The 20,428-nt window shown below is 51.1% G+C and carries 19 protein-coding genes; 17 read left to right on the forward strand and 2 right to left on the reverse strand.

The window, feature by feature from the left end; genetic code table 11:
* Positions 1-20 precede the first annotated feature (20 nt).
* From ACLUXO_RS05250 to ACLUXO_RS05270, 5 genes are all read left to right on the forward strand, one after another.
* Positions 21-863, forward strand: a complete 843-nt coding sequence (locus ACLUXO_RS05250) for a DUF6574 domain-containing protein (protein ID WP_412136628.1) — start codon at positions 21-23, stop codon at positions 861-863.
* A gap of 27 nt (positions 864-890) precedes the next feature.
* Complete coding sequence (locus ACLUXO_RS05255; RefSeq protein ID WP_412136629.1) at positions 891-2,582, forward strand: TcaA second domain-containing protein; 1,692 nt, start codon at positions 891-893, stop codon at positions 2,580-2,582.
* Positions 2,583-2,835: 253 nt separating this feature from the next.
* Positions 2,836-4,374, forward strand: coding sequence for an L-lactate permease (locus ACLUXO_RS05260; RefSeq protein WP_412136630.1), 1,539 nt, complete (start codon positions 2,836-2,838; stop codon positions 4,372-4,374).
* A gap of 120 nt (positions 4,375-4,494) precedes the next feature.
* Positions 4,495-5,721 carry a lactate oxidase gene (locus ACLUXO_RS05265; protein WP_412136631.1) on the forward strand — a complete coding sequence of 409 codons (1,227 nt, stop codon included), beginning with the start codon at positions 4,495-4,497 and terminating at the stop codon, positions 5,719-5,721.
* Between the two features lie 210 nt (positions 5,722-5,931).
* Positions 5,932-6,735, forward strand: a complete 804-nt coding sequence (locus ACLUXO_RS05270; RefSeq protein WP_412136632.1) for an Rpn family recombination-promoting nuclease/putative transposase — start codon at positions 5,932-5,934, stop codon at positions 6,733-6,735.
* Between the two features lie 47 nt (positions 6,736-6,782).
* Here ACLUXO_RS05270 and pepF read toward each other — a convergent pair whose 3' ends face one another.
* Complete coding sequence (gene pepF, locus ACLUXO_RS05275) at positions 6,783-8,585, reverse strand: oligoendopeptidase F (RefSeq protein WP_412136633.1); 1,803 nt, start codon at positions 8,583-8,585, stop codon at positions 6,783-6,785.
* A 175-nt stretch (positions 8,586-8,760) separates the two neighbouring features.
* Between pepF and ACLUXO_RS05280 the strand changes: the two genes are divergently transcribed.
* The 10 genes from ACLUXO_RS05280 (at position 8,761) to ACLUXO_RS05325 (ending at position 18,602) form a co-directional block, all read left to right on the forward strand.
* Positions 8,761-9,900 carry an LCP family glycopolymer transferase gene (locus ACLUXO_RS05280; RefSeq protein ID WP_412136634.1) on the forward strand — a complete coding sequence of 380 codons (1,140 nt, stop codon included), beginning with the start codon at positions 8,761-8,763 and terminating at the stop codon, positions 9,898-9,900.
* 133 nt (positions 9,901-10,033) lie between these two features.
* On the forward strand, positions 10,034-10,177 hold the full coding sequence (locus tag ACLUXO_RS05285; protein WP_201330044.1) for a hypothetical protein: 144 nt from the start codon (positions 10,034-10,036) through the stop codon (positions 10,175-10,177).
* 2 nt (positions 10,178-10,179) lie between these two features.
* Positions 10,180-12,672, forward strand: a complete 2,493-nt coding sequence (gene lanKC / locus ACLUXO_RS05290) for a class III lanthionine synthetase LanKC (protein WP_412136635.1) — start codon at positions 10,180-10,182, stop codon at positions 12,670-12,672.
* 78 nt (positions 12,673-12,750) lie between these two features.
* Positions 12,751-14,094, forward strand: coding sequence for a sensor histidine kinase (locus tag ACLUXO_RS05295; RefSeq protein WP_412136636.1), 1,344 nt, complete (start codon positions 12,751-12,753; stop codon positions 14,092-14,094).
* Between the two features lie 14 nt (positions 14,095-14,108).
* Positions 14,109-14,858 (forward strand): LytR/AlgR family response regulator transcription factor, encoded by a 750-nt coding sequence (locus ACLUXO_RS05300; protein ID WP_412136644.1) that lies wholly within the window; start codon positions 14,109-14,111, stop codon positions 14,856-14,858.
* A 20-nt stretch (positions 14,859-14,878) separates the two neighbouring features.
* Positions 14,879-15,250 (forward strand): hypothetical protein, encoded by a 372-nt coding sequence (locus ACLUXO_RS05305; protein ID WP_412136637.1) that lies wholly within the window; start codon positions 14,879-14,881, stop codon positions 15,248-15,250.
* A 112-nt stretch (positions 15,251-15,362) separates the two neighbouring features.
* Positions 15,363-15,740: a hypothetical protein gene (locus ACLUXO_RS05310; protein ID WP_002879494.1), complete on the forward strand. Its 378-nt coding sequence runs from the start codon at positions 15,363-15,365 to the stop codon at positions 15,738-15,740.
* A gap of 14 nt (positions 15,741-15,754) precedes the next feature.
* Positions 15,755-17,299, forward strand: a complete 1,545-nt coding sequence (locus tag ACLUXO_RS05315) for an ABC-F family ATP-binding cassette domain-containing protein (protein WP_412136638.1) — start codon at positions 15,755-15,757, stop codon at positions 17,297-17,299.
* Positions 17,300-17,352: 53 nt separating this feature from the next.
* Positions 17,353-18,108, forward strand: a complete 756-nt coding sequence (locus ACLUXO_RS05320; RefSeq protein ID WP_412136645.1) for a threonine/serine exporter family protein — start codon at positions 17,353-17,355, stop codon at positions 18,106-18,108.
* Positions 18,109-18,110: 2 nt separating this feature from the next.
* Positions 18,111-18,602 (forward strand): threonine/serine exporter family protein, encoded by a 492-nt coding sequence (locus ACLUXO_RS05325; RefSeq protein ID WP_412136639.1) that lies wholly within the window; start codon positions 18,111-18,113, stop codon positions 18,600-18,602.
* 222 nt (positions 18,603-18,824) lie between these two features.
* Here ACLUXO_RS05325 and ACLUXO_RS05330 read toward each other — a convergent pair whose 3' ends face one another.
* Positions 18,825-19,259: a hypothetical protein gene (locus ACLUXO_RS05330; protein WP_412136640.1), complete on the reverse strand. Its 435-nt coding sequence runs from the start codon at positions 19,257-19,259 to the stop codon at positions 18,825-18,827.
* A 342-nt stretch (positions 19,260-19,601) separates the two neighbouring features.
* On the opposite strand from ACLUXO_RS05330, the gene ACLUXO_RS05335 reads away from it, so the two are divergent.
* Both ACLUXO_RS05335 and ACLUXO_RS05340 read left to right on the forward strand, forming a co-directional pair.
* Positions 19,602-20,099: a hypothetical protein gene (locus ACLUXO_RS05335; RefSeq protein ID WP_412136641.1), complete on the forward strand. Its 498-nt coding sequence runs from the start codon at positions 19,602-19,604 to the stop codon at positions 20,097-20,099.
* Positions 20,100-20,101: 2 nt separating this feature from the next.
* Entirely contained in the window at positions 20,102-20,296 is a 195-nt protein-coding gene (locus ACLUXO_RS05340; RefSeq protein WP_412136642.1) for a helix-turn-helix transcriptional regulator, read from the forward strand.
* The last annotated feature ends 132 nt before the right edge of the window (positions 20,297-20,428 follow it).

Raw genomic sequence — 20,428 nt, forward strand, 5'->3', positions numbered from 1 at the left:
ATAAAAGTGAGGGGATTAAGATGAAAGAATGTCCGAATTGTCACGCTGAAATGGGAGCAGATGTCAATTTCTGTACTAATTGCGGAACTGACCTGCGCCAAGTAGCGGTAAGCGAGGAAAAGCCTGCCCCAGCAACGCTTGAACCAAAAGCAGCACCTGTACAGGAAGCTGAAGTGAAAGCGGAAGATCAGGCTGACAGTCAGGCCAGCGGCCAAGCTATAAATGTGCTGTCCACATACTGGCAGTGGCTGCTACATGCTTGGAAGAAGCCGGCTGAGGCCGTAGCTGCTGAAAAGTGGTACGGCTTGACGACCTTGATTTTGGAAGACTTGTTTTTCATATTGGCAGGGCTTACGGGCATAAACAAGCTGGCTAGTTCATTAACAACAAGCTACCCATATTTTTCATCGATTATTACTGAGTTAAAGTCTAACATCTCTTCGTATGTAATGATCAGTGTCGTGCTGGGGCAAGTGGTAGTTTTGGCTATCAACTACTTTGCCATGAAGCGTTTTGCCAAGTCTGAATTTGACTTTTTGGGATATCTCAACCGGTATGCTCACTTATCGGCTTACAGTTTGATCTTGAATGTTTTGTTCTGGCTTTTTGCTTTGACGGGCAGCTTGAGACTGCAGGGAATTTTGCTCAGTATGACGGCAGTCGTTGGCTTCGTTGCTTTGATTTATGTTTTGCTGGAAGAAAAGGCGGAAAAAATCGACCAGATGCAGTTCGCGCTTGTGATCTCAATCATTGTTTTGATTGTGGTTATGATTGTGGTCAACATGTTCTTCAAGGAATTTGTGTCCAAGATCGAGTCTGTCACTAATCAGCAGATTAGCTCGCTGCTTGGCAGTAGTTACTAAGATGTATCGAAGTGGGAGGAAGTAAAAATGATCTACTGCGCTAAATGCCACGCCCCCAACCAAGCCAATGCCACTTTCTGCGCCAAATGCGGGGCAAAGTTAGTTAAGCCGGCACAATCAAGCCAGCCAACTCAGCCAACTCAGCCAGTCCAGCCGGCACAGTCAAGCCAGCCAACTCAGCCAACTCAACCGGCACAGTCAACTCAACCAACTCAGCCAGTTCAACCGGCACAATCAACTCAGCCAACTCAGCCAGTTCAACCGGCACAGTCAAGCCAGCCAACTCAGCCAACTCAGCCAACTCAGCCAGTCCAGCCGGCACAATCAACTCAACCAACTCAGCCAGTTCAACAGGTTCAGCCAGTTCAGCAAGTTAAACCCGTCCAACCTGTTAAGCCAGCTAAAACCGTCAAAAAGCGGACCGACCTCAAGCAGACCCGGAAGTGGAAGAAGCAAATCTTGCTCATCGTGGCGGTCTTGCTGGCCCTTTTGGCCGGCTACAGCTATGGCAAGTCTTACTACGCCAAGGACAAACAGATCGACAGAATCATCAGCGCGCTGAAGGACCCAAGCAAGGACCTGTCTCCTTACGTCAAGACCGACGACAGCAGCTTCCAGCTGACCAAGAAGAGCGTACGGCCGCTGCAGGAGTACTACAAGGCCAACCAGACCAAGGCCAACAACCTGGGCAGTAAGTGGAAGAATCAGGAAGAACTTGATGCCAGCTTTAAGGACTCCGTTTCTTTAGGCGAGGATGGCCACTACTTTTTCCTTTTCCCGAAATACAAGCTCATGGTTAAGACCTACTCCCCAACGGTCGTGACCAACCACAAAAATTCCACGATCAAGATGAACGGGAAAAACGTGGGCAAGCTGTCTGCTTCCGGGGACTACTACCAAAAGAAGCTGGACCCGGTAATCGCCGGCCGCTACACCTTCTCAGTTTCAGCCAACTTGAGCGGGAAGACCATTTCACCTAGCCCGGTTAAGCTGGACCTCTTCAGCAACCACCGGGTCAGCTTGAACATCACCACTGGCAGCTTCACGGTCAGCAGCGTGCCTAACGGGGAAGTCTACATCAACGATAAGAAGGTAGCCGACCTGGACGACAAGGGCCAGGCCAGCTTCAAGGACTACCAGATCACGTCAGGGATGAGCCTCTACGTGAAAAAGTCCGGCATCGGCAAGTCAGACACGATCTACAACTTTGACCAGTACGTGACTGACCCAGCTGACCAGGCAAATGACTATGACGATGACTATGACAGTGACGATGACTATGACTATGACGATGACGACAGCGACAGCAGCGACCAAATCAAGTCCGTCAACGGCAACTGGGTCCTGACTCCGTCCTGGCCAGGCCTGGCAAGCAGCGAAGACGCTGAAGACCTCCTCCAGGACATCTGGGATGACAACGACAGCGAAGACTGGGTCAACGGCAGCAACAATACCGGCTACATCAGCATCAAGAAGCTGCACGACAACTGGGACGACTCTGACTCAGTCGCTAATTACAGCGAAGTCGTCAGCGTCCTGTCCACCAGCCCGGCTGGCAACGGCAAGACTTACGTCAACTACACGGTCACCCACAAGCTCTCTTACACCGGTGACAAGGATGACACCAGCGTGACTGACACTTACCAAAAAGGGATCATCAGCCAGGATAGCGACGGCGACTACGTTTTGGAAAAATTAGGTACGCCTAACGCTAAATAGCAAAATTTTTTAAATCTTTTTTGCCGATCAATATAGGCAAGCTTGTTAACAAACGAGTTTGTGAAAAAATATATAGAGCCCCGCAATGGCGGGGCTTTTTTGGATCCTTCTTTTAGCAAGCAAAAACATTGTGAAATAAATTCAAGCACAAACGCTGATATATCAACGTTTTAAATCAATATTCACATGACTTTTTAAGCGCTTTCATGTACAATAATCCTTGTGAAAAATACTTATAGAAGGAGTTATCTGAATGTGGGTTAAATTCATTTTTGCCTTGATCCCGATCGTCTGGCTGATCATCTCTCTGACAGCCTTGAAGATGCCTGCGGCCAAGGCAGCCGTTATTTCTCTTATCCTGGCAATCATTCTGGCCATTACGGCCTTCCAGTTGCCAGTCGTTGACACTTTGACCGGGACCTTGGAAGGGATCCTGGGCGGCCTGTTCCCGATTGTCTACATCATCGTGGCCGCCATGTTTACCTCCAAGGTAACTTTTAAATCCGGCGCCATGCAAAAAATCCAGGACATGCTCTGTGGTCTGACGACCGACAAGCGGGTCCTGGTCCTCTTGATCGCCTGGGGCTTCGGGGGCTTCCTGGAAGCCATTGCCGGCTTCGGGACCGCTGTTGCCATCCCAGCCAGCATCTTGATGACCTTCGGGATCGACCCGATTGAAGCTTCCGTTATCTGCCTGGTGGCCAACACCACGCCAACTGCCTTCGGGGCGGTCGGCCTGCCAGTTATCACCTTGGCCCAGACTGCCGGCCTGGACGTGATGAACACGGCCTTCGTGGTATCTCTGCAGCTGAGCGTTTTGATCCTGGTCATCCCTTACATCCTGGTTGGCCTGGTCGGCGGGGGCGTCAAGGCGATCAAGGGGGTAGGCTTCATTACCTTCATGTCTGGTCTGGCTTTTGCCTTACCGCAAATCTTGGTGGCTAAGTTCGTTGGGGCGGAATTGCCAGCCATCGCCGGCTCCATCGTTTGCATCCTGGTTACGGCCTTTTTGGCCAAGCGGCACAAGGACGTGCCGGAATACTCTGCTTCTACCGGGGACATTGCCAAGCACTCAGCTGGTGAACTGCTGCAAGCCTGCGCGCCATTTATCTTAGTTTTCGTCTTCGTTTTGGCCGCTTCATCATTGTTCCCAGCCGTTAACAGCCTGCTCAACTCCGCGACTTTGAAGTTCCAGGTTTACACTGGCAAAAATGCTGGTCAGTTCAGCCTCAACTGGCTGTCTTCACCAGGGACCTTGATCTTGCTGGCGACCTTCATTGGGGCCCTGATCCAGGGCTTGAGCGTTAAGGAAACTTTTGGCATCCTCTGGGACCTGATTAAGGGGATCGGCAAGACGGCGGTGACTATTTCCGCTATCGTGGCCCTGGCTAAGGTTATGGGCTATGCCGGCATGACCAGTGCCATCGCGGTTGTTTTGGTCAAGGTCATGGGTCCGGTTTACCCATTGATCGCGCCAATCATCGGTGCCCTGGGTACTTTCGTGACCGGGTCAGACACCAGTTCCAACATTCTTTTCGCCAAATTGCAGGCCTCAGCCGCCCAAAGCCTGGGCGTTAGTCAGACTTGGGTCGTGGCCAACAACATGGTCGGGGCGACGGCTGGGAAGATGATTTCCCCGCAGTCGATCACGGTTGCTTCTACTGCTATCGGCCAAGACGGCAGCGAAGGCACGATCTTGAAGCAGGCCTTCAAGTGGTGCGGGCTTTATACTGCTATCATCTGCGTTTTCTTGTACGTGGTCGGTTTGGCAACGGGCCAGCTGCACTTTTAATTTTTTAAGCTGATCTGAAAAAGTAAAAGATTAGCCCAAAAGTAAGCGATTAAATGCTATGATAATCCTTGTAAGTAACTAGTAATTGATAGTAATTTTTTAATGATTGAGGAGATTGCCATGACACGTTATATTAAGGGCTTCCCACAAAGTGAAGCAGACGAAGATTTAAAATTTGTTAACGTTGACGAGCTTGAAGAAAGAGCTAAGGAAGTAATGCCGGAAGGGGCTTACTACTACGTGGCCTCAGGTTCAGAATACGAATGGACTTGGAGAAACAACACCACTGCTTACAATCACTATCAGATTGTTCCCCGGGCCTTGACTGGGATGGATAACCCATCAACTGAAACGGAATTCCTGGGCATGAAGCTGCAGACCCCAATCATGATCTCACCAATTGCTTGTCATGGTATTTCCCACGCTGACGCTGAAGTTGCCACCCAAAAGGGGGCAGCCTTGGCTGGAGCCATGTTTACCTCCAGCACCTACGGCAACAAGCCGGTTGAAGAAATCGCTGCTGCCGCCCCAGATGCTCCGCGGATGTTCCAGCTTTACCTGTCAAAGAACTGGGACTTCAACAAGATGGTTTTTGACGCAATCAACGCTGCCGGCTACAAGGCAATCCTGTTGACGGTTGACGCTTTGGTATCAGGCTACCGGGAAGCCAACCTGCGGACCAACTTTGCCTTCCCGGTACCGCTTGACTTCTTCACCCGTTTCCAAGGCGCCAAGGGCGAAGGGCAAACTGTTGCGCAAATGTACGCTTCCAGCGCCCAGAACATCGGCCCGGATGACATCAAGCGGATCAAGGAAATGTCCGGCTTGCCAGTCATCGTTAAGGGTGTCAACTGTGCTGAAGACGTTGAAGTTGCTTTGACTGCCGGCGCGGACGGCGTTTACGTGACTAACCACGGTGGCCGGGAAATCGACGGTGCTCCGGCAACTATTGACGTATTGCCAGAAGTCGTTGAAGCAGTCAACGGCCGCTGCCCAGTTATCTTTGACGGTGGCGTCCGCCGGGGTTCCCATGTCTTCAAGGCCTTGGCTTTAGGGGCTGACCTGGTTGGTATCGGCCGTCCTTACCTTTACGGCCTGGCTTTGGGTGGCCCGCACGGGGTTGCTTCAGTCATCAACGAATTGAACGATGAATTGAAGATCGACATGCAACTGACTGGCTGCAAGACGATTGAAGACGTTAAGCACGCTCGCTTGACTGACTTCCAGTACGCTGGCGACACCAAGCCATCCAGCACTGACCCGCGGGTGCGCAAGCCATACCCAGTTACCGCGGTTAACCAAATCAAGTCTGAACCAGACGCGGCTACTGGTGCTTCACACCACTAAGATTGAATATGTTTTATTGAGTCTGGGCAAAACCAGACCCTAGATAAATATAAAAGGTGAAACTCGATGTAATATTTCGAGTTTCACCTTTTTTGCTTGCCTTTTGTTTTTCTACAAGGAAATTGAACTTTTTTAAAGAGAATCGACGTAAAAAGCGTACTAGTTAATGGAGATAAAAACAATAAAAGAAAAGGAGGACCGTTGTATAATATGAGTAAGGATGAACATTTGAATCCATATGAGCCGATTGGCATTACGGACGACTTCATGTTTTTCGCGGTGATGAGCGATGAGGAGATCTGTACCAGGCTTTTGCAGGAATTGCTGCCAGAGCTCAATATCAAGCGGGTGACGACAAGAGCTCAGTCACAGATTAAGGGTGGCCGTGAAGATAAGGGCATCCGGCTGGATATCCAGGCTTTTGACGAACAAGGGCGGGTTTACGACATTGAAATGCAACTGTCAAGAAAATTCCACCCCAAGCGGTCTCGCTACTACAGGACCCTGGTTGATATGGTCAGCTTGCTGACCGGAGATGACTACGATGACATGCCGATGTCGTTCGTGATCATCTTTTCTCCCTTTGACCATTTCGGAATTGATGAGAGGGTTATTGAGTTCATCGAATACAGTCCGAAACATCATCTGGCACTTGGCGATGAAATGCACACCCTCTATGTCAATTCAAAGGGGACGAAAGGCGAAGTTAGTCCGACCTTGCAGAAGTTCTTAGATCTGATGAATGGCCAAGTTGACCGCAAGAACGATCTGATTGATGCCATCGCTGAGAAGATGAATTATTACAATCATAATCAAGAATGGAGGGCGAACAGATTGGAATACGAAACTACTTTACGCCATGAGCGTAATGAAGGCATCGACGAAGCAACCGTAAAAAATGCCTTGAGCGTAATGGTAAAGTTTAATGTAACAGCTGAGCAGGCATTGGACGCATTGGATGTTCCAAAGCCCGACCAGCCTAAGTACTTGCAGATGATGAAGGAAAAAGTTTAACAGCAAAAAACGAAGCTACTCACTTTGAGCAGCTTCGTTTTTGTTTTCTACAATTTTTTGATCAAGTCAGTAAATTCGTCCAGTCTTTCTGCAAAGACCTTGAAGGCATCTTCCAGGTAGTCGGACTTGGTCATGTCGACGCCGGCCTTCTGCATGATGTTGATCGGGTAGTCGCTGGAGCCGGACTTGAGGAAGTCCAGGTACTTCTCCTTGTCTTCCTGGCTACCGTAAGTAATCTTGTTAGCCAGGGCAGTTGCGGCGGCAAAGCCGGTCGCGTACTGGTAGACGTAGAAGTTGTAATAGAAGTGGGGGATCCGGGCCCATTCCAGATCAATATCGCTGCCCAGGCTGATCGCCGGGCCGTAGTACTGCTGGTTGAGCCGGTCGTAGAAGCCGCACAGGTAGTCAGCCGTCAAGGCTTCCCCCGCTTGGTCGCTTTCATGAATGAACTTCTCGAATTCCGCGAACTGGGTCTGCCGGTAGACCGTTCCCTTAAAGGAGCTTAAGTAGTAGTTGAGCAGGAAGGCCCGGGTCTTTGGATCCGTCACCCGGTCCAGGAAGTAGTTGGTCAGCAGGTTTTCATTGGTCGTTGAGGCGATTTCCGCGACAAAAATCGGATAGTCCCCGTACACGTATGGCTGGTTTTCCCGGGTGTACATGCTGTGGACTGAGTGGCCGGTCTCGTGGACCAGGGTGTAGAGGGAATCCAGGTCCCCCTGCCAGTTCAAGAGCTCATAGGCGTCGGTGTCATAAGCCCCGCCGGAGTAGGCCCCGCTTTGCTTGTGCATGTTAGCCACGTGGTCGATGCAGCGGTTGTTGAAGAGGTAGTCGACGTGCTTGACATAGTCCTCGCCCAAAACCTGCAGGGCCTCTCTGGCCTGGGCCTTGGCTTCAGCGAAAGTGTAGCTGAGGCTTGGCTTGCCAGTGATTGGCACGTACATGTCCCACATTTGCAGGTCGCCCTTCAGGTCCAGGATTTCTTCCCGCAAGTTGACATAGCGGTGGAGGAGGTCCAGGTGCTTGTGGACGCTGGTCAAAAGCTGGTTGTAGACGTCGACAGGGATGTTGTTTTCTGACAGAGCCGCGGCTAAGGCGTCCTGGTAGTGGTGGGTCTGGGCGTCAAAGTTGTGGGCCTTGACATTGCCGGCCAGGGTTGAGGCAAAAGTTGACGCGAACTGGCCGTAGCCAGCGTAAAGGGCGTCAAAGGCATCCTCTCTGACTTCCCGGTTCTGGGACTGGATCAAGATGTCGTAGTTGGCTTCCGTCAGTTCCACTGCTTCCCCATCTTCATCTTCAATGTAAGGGAATTGCAAATCGGAGTTGGTCAAGACGTTGAAGGTGTTGGCCGAAGCTGACAGGGCATCCCCGGCCGCCGATACCAGCTTCTCCTCTTCAGCTGGCAAAACGTGCTCTTCCTGCTTGACGATCTGTTCCAAATAGTGCCGGTAGTTTTCCAGTCTTGGCTCTTCCTTGAAAAAGGCGTCCAGGGCCTCTTTCCCCAAGGCTAAAACAGCCGGCTGAATGAAGGCGACAGCGGCCTGGTATTCAGCAGCCAGGCTCTGGCCGCGGGAATTAAGGGCTAGCTTCTTCTGGTTGCTGGTGTCGACGTCGCTGGCCATGCTGGCGTAGACGTAGATCTTGGACAGGCGGCGGTCAACGGCAAAAATTTTGGTCAAGCGGTCATAGAGGACGGCCGCGCTCTCCGTAAAGCCGTCTTCCAAGGCCGGCAGGGCCTTGACTTCCTGCTTGACTGCCTTAAAGGCGGCCTCCCAGTCCGCCTCAGTCTTGAAGACCCGGGTCAAGTCCCAGGTCTGCTCTTTGGGAACCTCACTGCGATAAGGGATTTCCATACGATACCTCTTCTTTTTCTCATTTCTTCTGGTGCGTTTACGATACTAGATATTCTACACTCAAAGCGGCCTTTTGCCAAAAAAATAAGATAGTCTAAATATTCCCGCGCCTGGTTTATTAAATGCCTTTTTCATGCGAAAATATATAATAGCAAATTATTAAAGGGGTTAGTCCATGGAAGAGCAACATAGCAGAAGACAACAGAAAATTTTTCGTAATGTGACTCTTGTCCAGGCTGGCCTTTTGAAAAAGTCCCGCCGCCCTTTGCCGACCATTATTGGCCTCTTGGTGACCTTTGCCGTCATGATCGCGGCGACCTGGGGGGCGCATGCCTACTTCTCCCTGCATTCAGCCCTAGTGAGCATGAACGGCAATAACGGTAGCACGGCGACCAGTGCCCGGATCGCGGCCAAGAAGCCGATCTCGATTCTGGTTTTAGGAGTCGACCAGGGGATTGAAGGACGCCATGACCAAGGCAATTCGGACACTATCATCTTGGTGACCGTCAACCCGACGACCAAGAAGGCGACCATGACTTCGATTCCCCGGGATACCTTAACGGAGATTCTGGGTGAAACGAGCAGCCAGAGCTACTACATGTTCAAGGTCAACTCCGCCTACCAGTTTGGCGGCAGCAGCGGGTCGGTCAAGACTGTTTCGGCCATGCTCAACGTGCCGATCAACTATTATGTGGAAGTTAACATGAAGGCCTTGAAGAGCCTGGTCAACGCTTTAGGCGGGGTTGACGTCGACGTGCCGTTCAGCTTCAGCTATGACTGGTGTGACTTCCATAAGGGAAAGCAGCACCTGGACGGCCGCCACGCCATCGCTTATGCCCGGATGCGCTATGACGACCCCCGGGGGGACTACGGCCGGCAGCTGCGGCAGCGGCAAATTATCCAGGCCGTGGTCAAGAAGGGCTTGTCCGTCAACGGTTTAGCCAACTACCAGAAGCTGCTCAAGGTTTTTGCCAAGTACGTCAAGACCAATCTGACTTTTGGCGACATGACCAGCCTGGCCATCAACTACAGAAGCGCGGCCAGCAACATCTCCAGCGGCTACATCCAGGGCCACGACGCGACGATTTCCGGAACCAGCTTCCAGATCGCGTCAACTGCAGAGCTGCAGAAGTGGTCCAACAAGCTGAGAAAGAGCCTGGGGCTGCCGACGCAGACCTTGACCAACCAGGAAACCCGGCAGAACAGTCTGAACGAGACTTACAACGGGGTCGACTTCTCCAGCAATGAGACCATCACCAACTACACGATTTATGAAGCCAACTCAATTACGCCAAGAAGCAGTGATTCTTGGTAGTGATAACATCATGCCTCTAGCTTAGCTAGGGGTATTTTTTTGCGCTTATGAGCCTTTTTTGCCCGATAATGACTTCTTGCCAAAAAACAAGAGGGAAGGCGCTAAACTAGTAGGCAAAAGGAGGCAGGGAAAAATGGAAAACCTGATTGAAGAAGTTTTGAATTTGCAGCTGAAGAAGGCAAAGAAGGATAAAAACGGCGACGTCCGCCGCAGCTTGATTTGCTTTCACACTATTTATGGCAGCTTCTACGGCTTTTTTGACAACTTGTTCAAGTAAAAATGAAGTACGCGATCGAGGACTACGTGCCCTTTCTCTTGGCTGAAAAGAACAGCTTTTTTGAAGACGCGGCGCCTAAAATGCAGCCTTACCAGGTGAAGCCGCCAGCAGGCTGGCAGACCTGGAGTGACCGCCACTGGACCTATATGTTGGCGCCAGGCAAGCTGCCAGCGCAGGGCTGGAAGATCCATTTGTCAGCCGGATACAAGGACGAAGAAGGTCTTTTAAGGGCAGCAACTGACTATCTCTTTAAGCAAAAAATCAGCTTCAAGTTCACGGTCAGCCGGGGCGAATGGATCGTCAAAAACTCCAAAAACGCTGACCGGACTGAGTCGGGCAAGTTTATCACGGCTTATCCAAAGGATACGGAGCAGTTCAAGCAGGCCGCGGCTGACCTGGCGGCTTTAACTAGTGAGTATGAATTAGGACCCTATATCCTGTCTGACAAGCGGTATAAAACAAGCAATGTTTATTACCGCTATGGAGCCTTTAAGGAGCTCCGCGATGAGGCGGGCAACTATTGCATAAGGGACGAGCAAGGTCGTCTGGTCATCGACCAACGTTTGCCTTATTACTTGCAGCCAGATTTCGTGTCAGATCCCTTTCCTGCTGAAAAAGAGGCAGGCAGCGGCGATTTTTCCCGCTTGAGTCAGTACAATATTTCGTCAGCATTGCTTTTTAGCAATGCCGGCGGGATCTACCTGGGGCGAAAAGCTGGGCAGAAGTACTTGATTAAGGAAGGCCGGCAGGGGGCCGGGATTGATGCGAACCTGCAGGATGGCTTCAGCCGGATCAAGCATGAAGCAGAGCTCTTAAGGCAGCTGCAAGATTCACCCTATGTTGTGAGGCTGCGGGATTCTTTCCAGGTCTGGATTCATTATTATCTGGTCGAGGACTATCTGCCAGCAGAAAACTTGGACCAGCTGATCAAGGAAAAGTATCCTTTCCGGCAAGATCATGGCCGCTATCTGAAAATGGTAAAAAAGCTGGCCAAGCAGCTGCTTGCGGCGGTAGAAGACATCCACCAGCGGGGGATAGCCATTGGCGACCTGCAGCCGGGCAATGTTCTCTTGGGCAAAAAAGGCCCGGTCCTGGTCGATTTTGAACAGGCGGGGCCACTTGACCAGATTTATGAACCAGGCTTGTCCACGCCAGGTTTCAGCGATCAGCGGGCCAAGACCCTGGGCCAGCAGGATTGGCTGTCCTTGTACAAAATGATTGAATACACCCTTTTGCCGGTCATCGACGTCAGTCATTTGGCTAAAAAGCCGGAAGCAAGCGAAGCAGTCAGGCTGGAAAATCTGGACCAGGCAGCGGGGGATTTTTTGCGGGAATTCAAAAGAGAGTGTTTTGAAAAAGCTGACCTGACTTTGCCAAAGTTGCCAGCCGCGGCAGGGCAGAAATCCCTGGACCAGCTGATTGCGGGCATCGCGAGAGGGATCGACGTAAATATCGATTGGACAAGTCAGCGTTTGATCAAGGGCGATATTGCTCAGTTTATTGAGCCGGCAGGGATGCTGAATATTGAAAATGGGGCGCTGGGCCTGGGCCTGGTCTTGTCCGCTTTGCCGGAAGACCGGGAGCTTTTTAAAAAGTGGTGCCTGGACAATCAAAAGGCAATTTGCCAGGCAAGTGAAATGGAGCCAGGCCTCTTTACCGGCGCGGCCGGGATGGGGGCAGTCCTGTATTCAGAAGTTGACCAGGAACTAGGCAAGAAGTTGATCGATGGAATTGAAGTTGACCAGATGACTGACTTGTCGCTAGAGAGCGGCTTGGCGGGGATAGGTCTGGCCAAATTGTCCCTGCAGCTGCTTGAACCAGATGAGGCGAGAAAGCAGGAGCTGGTAAAAGTTGCCCAACAGATACTGGCTGGCTATGACGCTTGGGAGGAAGCGGGTCTGCTTACTGGAAAATTAGGGATGCTCCTTTACCTCGAAAAAACTGGCAAGTACTTAAAGGAAACTGATTTAGTAAGAGCCGCTGGAAAAAAGCTGGCCGCCTTTTTAGAGCAGGAAGTCAGCCAGATAAAAGGCGGAACTTTTTTAAAAGGCGTGGTCAATGGCGAGGAAAGCTACCTGCCCTACCTTAATTCTGGCTCCTGCGGCTTGCTCCTGGTTTTGCTGGAATTCGCGAAAGACGGGGTCAAGGTCAAAGGCGGCAGCAGGATGATCAAGGACTTGATCGCGACTAACCGGGTTAAATTAGCCTATATGAATGGCTTGTTTAACGGCTTCGCGGGTCTTATGCTGGGGGACATCGCGGCAGAAAGTCTGGGCTATGAGGGCTTTTTGGACGAAAAACTGCAGTACTTGGCCAACTACCTGGTCTTTGATGAAGACAGAATTTTGCTTCCTGGGGTCTATGGCTTGAAAAATTCCCTGGACCTGGCCACCGGGGCTGTTGGAGTTTTGGCCATCTTGCTGGGGGCCAGAGACCACAATTGGGGCAAGTGGCTGCCAGTCATTGGGAATGAGAAATTCTTGTTTGCGGATTAGAAAAGAGGCGCAACTCAGTTGCGCTTTTTGCTGTATTATGGAAACGGTAAACGGACGAAGCGAAGACGGGATGAATAGATGATTTTATTGTATCTGCTTGATGTCAGCACCCTGCTGCTGGCGCCAGCAATTAAGATAGCACTTTTTTTGCGGCTGCTTGACCAGCGGCCCGCTAGCCGCCGGGCTTGGGCGATGTTTTTGGGTATCTGGCTCATTGGCGTGATTGACGGGATCACAATCGAATCGGTTCCGTCCTATTTCATTGACCTTCCTTTCGAAATTTTTGAGCTGACCCTCTTGGTTTTAACCCAGATCAAAGGCAAAAAGGTCAAGCAGGCAGTAAGCTCGGCCTTGATCATCGGCATCCTTGGTTTGCTAGAAGACATTATAGTAAACATCATCAGCTGGTCTTTCCCGGAAACTCTCGCAGCCAGTTTGTGGATTGATCTTGGCCTCCTACTGACTGGCTTTTTGCTCGCATGGCCCCTTTTGCCAAAAATCCGCAAATATATCAGCGACGTCCGCTATCAGACAAACTGCTTGTTTCTGCTGGCCTACCTGTATGTCTCGACAATTTTTGCATACGTCGTTGGGATGCAGGTGAAGAAGATGTCGGTTGGCCTGGCGATCCTCTTGGGTATCTTGGCCGTTCAAGGCATCTATGCCGTGCTTAGCTTTAGTCTCAGCATCAAAAATCAGACCGCCCTTTTAAACGAAGCCGAAGAGCGGCACCTGCAAGCGCAGAACCGCCAGCTCTATGAGTCCAACCAGCAGCTGAAGAGCTACGCGGCTTCTTTGGAGCAGGATGAGGACCGGCTGCGCCGCTTCAAGCATGACTACCGCAATATTTTGACCAGCCTCAAGCTGGCAGCGGCCCAAAACGACTCCCAGCAGCTCTTGGAGAAGCTGAATGAGTACTCAAGGGAAAATTTTGACGAGCATGCCCTGGCCAAGTTTCAAGATGTCAACCATATTCATGATGATTTGCTTAAAAGCATCGTGATTACCAAATTGTCGAAAATCTACGATCAGGGGATTCCCTACCGCTTCAGCTGCCAGAAGGACATCGACCACCTGCCTTTGGTTTCTGAAATGGAAAAAATGGACCTGGTCCGGGTCATCGGGATTTCTTTTGACAATGCCATCGAGGCCAGCAGCGGCTTAAAGGACGCGCGGGTTGAAGCCATGTTCTACCAGGAAAACGGCGATTTCGAATTTGTCATCAAGAACAAGACGGACAATATCCCGTCGCCGCGGATTTTTGAGCCAGGCTACACGAGCAAGGACCAGCATGCCGGCCTGGGCTTAAGCAACGCCTTGGAGATCGTGAACAAGTATGCCGGGCAAATGATCGTTGATATAGATACGACAGGCAACACTTTTACATTTAGTCTGATGGTTCTGAAGGAGGGAGAAAAATAAAGTATCCGGTTTTTATCTGCGATGATGAGCCAGACCAGATCGCTTTGGTCAAGGACTGCATCAAGCGGGCGCAGGTTATTTTAAGCGATGAAGAAGAGCTGGACTTTGCTGTCGTCAAGGCGGCAGGCAGCTACGATGAGGCCTTGGATTTTTTGACCAAAAAGCCGCTTGCCTCTGGCATCTACTTTTTGGATATTGAAATTGGCAAGAAGCTGGACGAGCAAAACGGCTTGGACCTGGGTGAGATCATCAAGAAGCAGGACCCCAAGGCCCAGCTGATTTTCGTGACCAGCCACCAGGACATGGCTTTCCTGACCTTCCAAAGACGGCTGGGGGCCAGCAATTTTATCGTCAAGAACGGTAACGCGGACGACTTGCGCCGGGATGTCACTTATTCCCTGGAGCAGGCGGTGGACGCGATCGCCAAGTACCGCTATATCCAGAAAAACACCTTCAGCTACAGATTCGGTCATGACGTCAGAAACATGAGCATGGGGGATGTGGTTTACGTGGAGACGACGCCGGTTCCCCACAAGCTGCGCCTGGTCAAGACGACCGGCTGGGCGGAATTCATCGGCAAGCTGAAGGAACTGCCAGAGAAGTACCCGGCCCTGGTGCAGGTTAGCGAATCCTGCGTCATCAACCCCGCCAACGTCAAAGAAGTCGATTTGAAGGAGAAAAAGCTGACCTTCATCACCGGCGACGTCCGCTATTTCTCGACCAGAAACAGCCGGAAGGTGCGCCAGCTTTTTCAAGAGAGATAGTGATAAGGAGCTGCTCAAAAATGGACACTGGCCAGACCAAAGTCGATGAGACTTTTTATAATGGAGACTTACAAGATGAACCCGAAGTTGATTTTTCCTATGGCAGAACCAAATTGCGGGTTTGGGAGGGATTTGTGGAAGACCTTTTTGAATATCCTAAAATTCCTAAGTCAGAATGGGGAAAAATGAGCCGTGACTATTTCTTTGAACAAGGTCCTTGGGCAGAAGAGCCTAACTGCTACGTGGACGCGGAAGAGTATTACAATGACTTGCTGAATTATCGCAAGAAAAAATTCCGCTTTGACCAGTCCCGGCAGCTTTGTGACCGGCTCATTGAAATGTTTGCCCAAGCTGCCCAAAAGCATGACAAGGTAAAGATTGTGGTTGAATGAGAGGGTCCAGGGATTCTGGATCCCTCTTATTTTTTCCCTTTCAGCAATAATTTTCCTACTATCCAGGGGGCAAAATACGTTAAGATAGTTGATAGAATTAGGAGGGATTTTCGTGAAAAAACGCTACTATCCATACATCTACGGCGGGATTGCCGGCGTAATGACTTTCATCGCCATGTTCTACATCTGCCGGCACTCTTTCGCCTTAACTAATACCCAGTCCCTGGTCTGGGGCATCATCGGCGCCATCCTGGTCTTCGTAAGCTCGTCTTACACCGAATACGCGATTGCCGAAATCCAGCGGATCTCTGACAAGTACCACCTGGATGAGGAATTCCTCTCCGGCTTAACCAAGCTCAGTCCCAGCTACTTCCGGGTGGCTGACGACCACCTGCACTTGACCGCCCCGCGCTATCTCTGGCCGCGGATCCTTAAGACCCTGCAGAAGTACGACCATGAGCGCAAGCAGGCGGAAAACTTTCACCTGTAAGAAAGGAAAAAAGATTGAGTTTACTGACCGTCAGCGGCTTGACCCAGGGCTTTGCGGAAAAGACCCTGTATGAAGACGCCAATTTCGTTTTAAACAAGGAAGACCACATGGGGGTCACCGGCCAAAACGGGGTCGGCAAGTCCACCTTGATCAAAATCCTGACCGGGGAAATCCTCCCCGATGAAGGGACAGTCAAGTGGCAAAACAAGCTCTCCGTCGGCTACCTGGACCAGTACGCCAAACTGACGCCCGGTCTGACCATGCGGGACTTTTTAAAGACTGCCTTTGACCAGCTCTACCAAGATGAAGCCCGGTTGAATCAGCTGTACATCGACTACAGCGAAAGCGGCGATGAAGCCCTGTTAACTAAAGCAGGCCGTTTGCAGACCTACCTGGAAGAAAACAACTTCTACGACCTGGATACTGAAATCGACCGGGTGGCCAGCGGCTTAGGCCTGGCTGAACTGGGCTTTGACCGGGATGTATCCAAACTTTCCGGGGGCCAGCGGTCCAAGCTGATCCTGGCCAAGCTCCTCTTAGAGCAGCCCCAGGTCCTGGTCCTGGACGAACCAACCAACTACTTAGACGTCGGCCACATTGACTGGCTGGTCGACTACTTGAATGATTTTACCGGCGCTTTTATCGTTGTCAGCCACGACTACGACTTTTTAGGCCGGATAACCAACTGTATTATCGACATCGACTTCGGGACCATTACCCGCTATACCGGTACATTAAAGCAAGCCATGCGGCAAAAGGAAGCCAACCGGCAGACTTATATGAAGGCCTATGCCAACCAGCAGCGGCAGATCGCCAAGACTGAAGCCTATATCAGAAAAAATAAAGCCGGCACCCGGGCCAAAAGTGCCCGCTCCCGGCAAAAGCAGCTGGACAGGATGGAAATTCTGACGCCCCCGCAAAACGGCAAGAAGGCCAAATTTGACTTCCCATACGTGGAAACGGCCTCTAACTTGCTTTTGCAGACGCAGGACCTGGTGATTGGCTACGACCAGGCTTTGGTCAAGGAAGCCTTTAACTTCTCCGTTGGCAATGGGGAAAAGGTCGCCATTACCGGTTTTAACGGGATCGGCAAGACCACCCTGCTGAAGACCCTCTTGGGGCAGATTCCGCCGATCTACGGGGGCTTTGACCTGTCGGCCACGGCTAAGCTGGCCTACTTCAAGCAGGACTTGACCTGGCCCAACCAGAATATGACGCCTCTGCAGTACTTAGAGAGTGAATTTGACCAGAAGAAGCCCAAGGAATTGCGGCAGGCTTTAGCCCGGATGGGGCTGACGGCCCAACTGGTCATGAGTCCACTTAAGGAACTGTCCGGGGGCGAGCAGGAGAAGGTGAAGCTGGCTAAGATGCAGTTTGAGCCGGCCAACCTGCTTTTCCTTGACGAACCGACCAACCACTTGGACAATGAAACTAAGGACAGCCTGCGGAAGGCCATCGTCAACTTCCCGGGCGGGGTCATCATCGTCAGTCACGAACGGGACTTCTTCAGAGGTGACTGGGTCGACAAGGTCGTCGATATTGAAGCCATGAATAATTGATTTAGCTGCCTTTAGGCAGGCTCGCGGTGAAAAAAATGAGCACAGACGCGTACATGAAAAGAGTCGTTCATACTTGTTTGAAGGCTGGCCGCCTCATGTTGGCCGGCGGTAGCGAAATGTACCGGGTGGAGGACACCATGCGCCGGATCGCTGTCAACGCCGGCATCAAGGAGGTCAATGTTTTTGCCATGCCAACCGGCCTCTTTGTCAGCCTGGATGATGGGGAGTGCAGCACGGTGACGGAACTGGAAACCGTGAAGAAGCGATCCATCAACCTGGAGCTGGTCGACCGGGTCAATGAATTCTCCCGGGAATTCGCCGACAAGCGGATTGACCTGGAGGAGCTGGAAGAGAAGCTGCGGGAAATCGAGGAGAATACCCCGACTTTTCCTTTATGGTTGCAGGTCATCGGGGCCGGGATCTTGAGTGCCACCTTGATGGTCCTCTTTTTAGACGTCTATGACTGGGTCGACTTCCCGGTTGCCGGGCTGGTCGGGGCCAGCGGCTATTTGATGGACTCCTGGCTTAAGGGCCACACCAAGGTCCGCTTCCTGGCGGAAATGATCGCGGCCATGGAGATGGGGCTACTCACTATTATCATTAATGGGATTTTTCCGGCCTGCAATGTAAACAATATTTTGATTGGGGCCTTGATGACTCTGGTGCCGGGCCTGGCCTTGACCAACGCCTTGAGAGACTTGTTTATGGGCGACTGGGTGTCAGGGATCGTGCGCATGTGTGAGGCAGCGATGACGGCGATTGCCCTGGGCGGCGGCGTCGGGATCGTGATTAGATTTTTAGGAGCTTAGTCATGCTGGGGATGCAGGTTAGTTTCAACATCTGGGACGTCTTGATCAACTTGGTCTTTTCATACATTGCCACGGTGGGCTTTGCCTTGACGGTGAATATTCCCCACCGGGTGATTCACTGGAGCGGGATCTGCGGCTGCGCGGGCTGGATGGTCTACTGGCTGGTGACGGAGGCTTCTGGCGGGCGGATGATTTCCAACACCCTGGGGGCCTTTGGCGTGGGCTTGGTCGCTGTTGTTTTGGCCAAGTGGAAAAAGTGTCCCGTCACCCTTTTCAGTGTACCGGGTCTGGTGCCGCTGGTGCCGGGAGCGCCGGCTTATATGGTGGTTAGACGGCTGATTGATGGCAAGTACATCGCTGCCCAGCAGATGATGATGCGGGTGGCCATCGTGACTGTGTCGATCGCTTTGGGCTTCTTGCTGTCGACCCTGTTCCAGGAAGCCTGGAACAAGTACATCAAGCGGCTCAAGCTGCGGGAGAAGCTGAAGAAGTAGCTTTACAAGGCTGGGGAAAGAGCGTATAATCGAATATCGACGAGTCGAGGAAAACGCAAAGGTGCGTATTTTTGAGATAGAGGGCATCAGGCCTTTGGCCAGACGCGGGAAGCGTCGATGCTGACACACCCTTGATGTGAACGAGAAGGAGTCACATTTGCCGTTTGGCAAGTGCCTTGAGTAAAAGCCGCTGGAAGCATTACGCTTCTGGCGGCTTTTTTGTCATTTCACGCTATAACTGCTTTCTTCTTGTCCAATTGAGTCAGAAACGGTGACTTTCCAGCCCATTCCGTTCCGGCGGACCGTGACTTCCTTGTAATAAGGGAGGTTAGCGTCGCCCTTGTCTATCTTCTTGCCGGATTTTGCAAAAAGATCCTGGTTCTGCTTAACCGTCCGCTTGGTTGAGAAGCTGCTGACGTAGGTGGTCCCCATGCCAAAATGGCTGTCAGCCTTGACCTGGTTCAAATAGTAGATGTCGCTGTAGCCGTGCTGGGGCAGGGTCCTGTTCAGAACTTCAGTCACCACGCCTTCCTGGGTCGACTTGTAGATCTCGTTAGCCGTAAACAATACGGAAAAGAGGATAAAGAGCCAGATTGGCGAGGTCAGAATCAGCGTGATGATCTTGTGCTCATGGTAGAGCTGCTTGCTTGCCTTCATTTTTTCTTCCTCTACTAATAAAAAATATCTAACAACCATATTTCACCCCTAATTATAATCCCTTTATCAAAAAATCAGCATATTCCAACAAAAAACACGTGAAAGATTCATGCACTTAAAAATTATTCATTTGGCCCTTCCTAGGCGATCGCGTCAGCCTTGGTTGATTCAGTCGTGCCATGCGCGTGCTTTACCGGAGCATAGAGGCTGAAGCAGTAGTTAGCACTTTTCTCCATTTTGTTCAAAAGCAATGTCAAATATAGTTGACATTGCTTTTGAACAAAATATTTGATACTTAATGTAAAGTATATTTGACATCGAGAGTTGAGAAAGGGAAAAATTATGACACTCTTTTTAATCGTGGCTTTAACCACCTGTTTAGCTGTCTACTTTGCCATTAAAGACCGGCAAAATCGCCAGCGGCTGGATGAACGTCAGCTCCTGCTCCGGGGGCGGAGCTACAAGTACGCCTTCTGGACAGTGTTTGTAGCCAATATTCTTTACAGCCTGGCCTGCATCAATTTTGACCGGCCCCTGGCTACGCCTTTTGTATCCAGTCTGGCGACCATCATTCTAGGCGGCACGGTTCTGACTTGCTACTGCATCTTCCAGGATGTCTTCCCAGTTAAGGAACGCTTGAACTTAGCTGCTACCTGGACCCTTATCTTCTTTTCCCAGCTCATGATCCAGATTGGCGGTCTGATGAGCGGAAAAATCAGCTACTTTAAGAATGGGGCGGCAACTGATGAAGCAGTTGGACCCTTGATCTTAGCTGCCTACCTGGCGATCGTGGGCAGCCTCTTGATCAAGGCCATCATCGACCGCCGGGAGGAGGACTAGCCGTGAAAAACCTGCGTCTTAAAGCCGCTCGGGCGGAAAAAGACCTCTCCCAGCAGCAGCTTGCCGACCTTATCGGGGTCTCCCGGCAGACCGTCAGTGCTATTGAGAAGGGCAACTACAACCCGACCGTCAATCTTTGCATCGCTATCTGCCAGGCCCTGGATAAAACTTTGAACGATCTCTTCTGGCCAGAATAGCTGGCTAATAATTCAGCTATAGCCGAAGTTTTTTTCACTGAGATCGCATATAGTTAGAGAATTTTGAGTCGAATTAGTCCATACTGTTGCTTTTTACAGAATAAATCAATTCTTTACCTTTTGTTCGTATCA

Source organism: Lactobacillus delbrueckii subsp. bulgaricus (assembly GCF_046938665.1).
Lineage (GTDB): Bacteria > Bacillota > Bacilli > Lactobacillales > Lactobacillaceae > Lactobacillus > Lactobacillus delbrueckii_C.

Excerpts from the sequence above, each read along its gene's own strand:
- ACLUXO_RS05250 (WP_412136628.1), top strand. The coding sequence starts at position 21 with ATGAAAGAATGTCCGAATTGTCACGCTGAAATGGGAGCAGATGTCAAT.
- ACLUXO_RS05255 (WP_412136629.1), top strand. The coding sequence starts at position 891 with ATGATCTACTGCGCTAAATGCCACGCCCCCAACCAAGCCAATGCCACT.
- ACLUXO_RS05260 (WP_412136630.1), top strand. The coding sequence starts at position 2,836 with ATGTGGGTTAAATTCATTTTTGCCTTGATCCCGATCGTCTGGCTGATC.
- ACLUXO_RS05265 (WP_412136631.1), top strand. The coding sequence starts at position 4,495 with ATGACACGTTATATTAAGGGCTTCCCACAAAGTGAAGCAGACGAAGAT.
- ACLUXO_RS05270 (WP_412136632.1), top strand. The coding sequence starts at position 5,932 with ATGAGTAAGGATGAACATTTGAATCCATATGAGCCGATTGGCATTACG.
- pepF (WP_412136633.1), bottom strand. The coding sequence starts at position 8,585 with ATGGAAATCCCTTATCGCAGTGAGGTTCCCAAAGAGCAGACCTGGGAC.
- ACLUXO_RS05280 (WP_412136634.1), top strand. The coding sequence starts at position 8,761 with ATGGAAGAGCAACATAGCAGAAGACAACAGAAAATTTTTCGTAATGTG.
- ACLUXO_RS05285 (WP_201330044.1), top strand. The coding sequence starts at position 10,034 with ATGGAAAACCTGATTGAAGAAGTTTTGAATTTGCAGCTGAAGAAGGCA.
- lanKC (WP_412136635.1), top strand. The coding sequence starts at position 10,180 with ATGAAGTACGCGATCGAGGACTACGTGCCCTTTCTCTTGGCTGAAAAG.
- ACLUXO_RS05295 (WP_412136636.1), top strand. The coding sequence starts at position 12,751 with ATGATTTTATTGTATCTGCTTGATGTCAGCACCCTGCTGCTGGCGCCA.
- ACLUXO_RS05305 (WP_412136637.1), top strand. The coding sequence starts at position 14,879 with ATGGACACTGGCCAGACCAAAGTCGATGAGACTTTTTATAATGGAGAC.
- ACLUXO_RS05320 (WP_412136645.1), top strand. The coding sequence starts at position 17,353 with ATGAAAAGAGTCGTTCATACTTGTTTGAAGGCTGGCCGCCTCATGTTG.
- ACLUXO_RS05325 (WP_412136639.1), top strand. The coding sequence starts at position 18,111 with ATGCTGGGGATGCAGGTTAGTTTCAACATCTGGGACGTCTTGATCAAC.
- ACLUXO_RS05330 (WP_412136640.1), bottom strand. The coding sequence starts at position 19,259 with ATGAAGGCAAGCAAGCAGCTCTACCATGAGCACAAGATCATCACGCTG.
- ACLUXO_RS05335 (WP_412136641.1), top strand. The coding sequence starts at position 19,602 with ATGACACTCTTTTTAATCGTGGCTTTAACCACCTGTTTAGCTGTCTAC.